This window comes from Labilibaculum manganireducens, assembly GCF_002843385.1.
GTDB lineage: Bacteria > Bacteroidota > Bacteroidia > Bacteroidales > Marinifilaceae > Labilibaculum > Labilibaculum manganireducens.
The window spans coordinates 1-2,993 of the sequence record NZ_MVDE01000068.1; the positions used below are offsets into that span (position 1 = coordinate 1).

Genomic DNA, 2,993 nt, shown 5'->3' on the forward strand with positions numbered 1-2,993 from the left:
CAAAACTTTAGGTTTATTCTTTATCTTTGAATACTCCATGGGGTACACCTTATTATTGGTTTGTCGTAGAAACAATAATAAGTAAATATGTGTTATCTCATGGTTTTTTTAATCGATATAACCTCTACTATTTGGAAAAATATTCCATCGATGCCGACAGTATTGCTGGGCTCATCCCATTTAGCGGGCAGACAATTACCCATTTTACTGTTCGAAAAGAGAGAGGAATTAAAACACTTCAACCCATTATTGATAAATATGCTCCTTTGTTTCATGTGCGTAGAAATGCTCCTCCCATTTTGCTAATTACCGGTGACGCCGATAAAGAATTGTTCGGACGTTATGAGGAAAATGCTTATCTGGGGAGAATGATGAAACTTGCTGGTCATAAGCGTACAAAGTTATTCAAGTTAGATGGTTTCGATCATGGCGGAATGGCTCATCCTGCTTTTACATTATTATTGAAAGAAGTTGATGAAATCGTTAGGGAAAAGAAATGATTAAACGGGATGTCGGCAGAAATTGAATTATCAGTTTTAGCAGGCTCCTGGTTGATGAATATAAAATTGAATAAAAAATGAGGATTATAAATCGTAAAAATTTAAAGTCAAGGGCAATTGGGGTGTTTTTGCTCAGTTGTTCATTTACGCTGATGTCTGGTACACAAATCTGGGCGCAGGGCAACAGTGAAAAAGTAAGTTATAAAGATGCAAATTTTCCCATTGAGAAACGCATCAACGACTTGGTGTCTCAAATGACATTGAAAGAAAAAGTGATGCAGCTCAATCAGTTTCTTCTGGGTAAAAATAATAATCCCAATAACATGGGAGGGAAGGTAAAAAGAGTACCTGCTGAAATAGGTTCGCTTATTTATACCGGTATTGATCCTGTATTCCGTAATGCTGTTCAACGTAAAGCCATGGAAGAATCTCGTTTAGGTATCCCTATTATATTTGGTTATGATGTTATTCATGGTTTAAAAACTGTTTATTCAATTCCATTGGCACAAGCATGTTCATGGAATACTGAATTGACAAAAAGTGCAAGTGCTATGGCGGCCAAAGAATCTAAACTGTCAGGGATTGACTGGACTTTCTCTCCAATGGTCGATGTAGCCCGCGATCCACGATGGGGGCGTGTGGCTGAAGGATATGGGGAAGACCCATATACCAATGCCCAATTTGCTATAGCAGCAGTAAAAGGTTATCAGGGAGATCAATTTGGGGGAGAGTTTAAGATCGCAGCTTGCTTAAAGCACTTTGTTGGTTATGGTGCCTCAGAAGGTGGACGTGATTATGTGTATACAGAAATATCCAAACAAACATTATGGGATACATATTTACCTTCTTTTGAAGCGGGAATTGATGCTGGAGCAGCAACCGTTATGAGTGCTTTCAATGATATTAGCGGTGTGCCAGCTTCGTCCAATCACTATACGATGACTAAGATTTTAAAAGAAAAATGGCAACATGATGGATTTATTGTGTCAGATTGGGGGGCAGTTCAGCAACTTGTTGCTCAGGGAGTGGCTGAGGATAAAAAAGAGGCTGTTGCCAAAGCTTTTAATGCCGGACTTGAAATGGATATGGCAGACAAGGTTTATAAAAGTTATTTAGAAGAATTAGTTAATGAAGGTAAAGTTTCTTTGGGAAACGTTGATGAGGCAGTCAAAAGAGTGCTGCGTGTAAAGTTTAAGTTAGGTTTATTTGATCATCCTTATGTGCCTGAATTGACGGATAATGAGCGATACTTGCTACCAGAATATTTAAAAATTGGGGAACAAATTGCTGAAGAATCAATTGTATTACTAAAGAATGAAAATAATACGCTTCCATTAGCGAAAAGTAAAAAAGTAGCAGTGATTGGGCCATTGGCAAAAGACACAGAAAATTTATTGGGCTGTTGGGCTGGGCAAGGAGAGGTTAAAGATGTTGCGGCTTCTATTTATTCTGCACTTGAGAAGGAATTCAAAACGAATCAGCTATCATATGCCAAAGGTTGTGATTTTGATGGAGATGATATCGGTGGTTTTGCCGAGGCTAGTAATATTGCACAAGACGCTGATGTTATTCTACTTTGTTTGGGTGAAAAAGCTAGGTGGACTGGCGAAAGTTCTTCCAGATCAACACTCTCACTGCCTGAGATTCAGGAACAATTACTATTTGAATTAAAAAAGTTAGGTAAACCCATCGTATTGGTGCTTTCTAACGGCCGGCCGTTAGAGTTAAATCGCATCGAACCATTATGTGATGCAATAGTGGAAATGTGGCAGCCAGGAGTCGCCGGAGGAAATCCTGTTGCTAGAGTACTATCTGGTAGAGTTAACCCATCGGGTAAATTAGCCATGACTTTCCCATATTCAACAGGGCAAATTCCTATTTATTACAACATGCGCCAAAGTGCTCGTCCTCGATTTGGAAAATATCAGGATATTCAAACCACGCCACTCTATGAATTTACCTATGGCCTAAGCTATACCACTTTTGAGTATGGCGAATTAAAGGCATCCGTAACTCAAGTGAAGCGAGGCGATAAATTGTCCATTCAAATACCAGTAACTAATACCGGTAAACGAGAGGGCATGGAAACAGTGCATTGGTTTATTTCGGATCCAGCAAGCTCTATTTCGCGTCCTCTAAAAGAGCTGAAATATTTCGAAAAGAAAAATATTAAAGCGGGCGAAACAACTGTTTTTTCTTTTGACGTTGATCTTGAACGTGATTTTGGCTTTGTGGATGATAAAGGGGATCGATTCATGGAATCAGGCATTTACAATATTCTTGTAAAAGATAAAAACATAACCATTGAGTTGGTTGATTAATTGTGGATTATGGGATGATGACCATAAATAAATAGTAAATAATAGCAATAGTTCGTTAAGTTTTATGCAGCTATTAAACCAAAATTATTGAGTTGCCTGACTTTTTCTTTATTTTTCTTCGTGTTTGGGTTTATCCCAAACACAATTAAAAATCTATCCATTAGTAATTGAT

General features: G+C 38.1%; 2 protein-coding genes. Both read left to right on the forward strand.

The genetic code is table 11. From position 1 onward, the window contains the following. Positions 1-26: 26 nt before the first annotated feature. On the forward strand, positions 27-500 hold the full coding sequence (locus tag BZG01_RS21925) for an alpha/beta hydrolase family protein (RefSeq protein WP_180327420.1): 474 nt from the start codon (positions 27-29) through the stop codon (positions 498-500). A 77-nt stretch (positions 501-577) separates the two neighbouring features. Next, the gene (locus BZG01_RS21130) at positions 578-2,821 is read left to right on the forward strand and encodes a glycoside hydrolase family 3 N-terminal domain-containing protein (RefSeq protein WP_218973193.1); all 2,244 of its coding nucleotides are present in this window, start codon (positions 578-580) and stop codon (positions 2,819-2,821) included. Positions 2,822-2,993: the final 172 nt, after the last annotated feature.

What these genes read in the sequence shown, in the direction of transcription:
- BZG01_RS21130 (WP_218973193.1), top strand. Translation starts at nt 578, where the DNA reads ATGAGGATTATAAATCGTAAAAATTTAAAGTCAAGGGCAATTGGGGTG.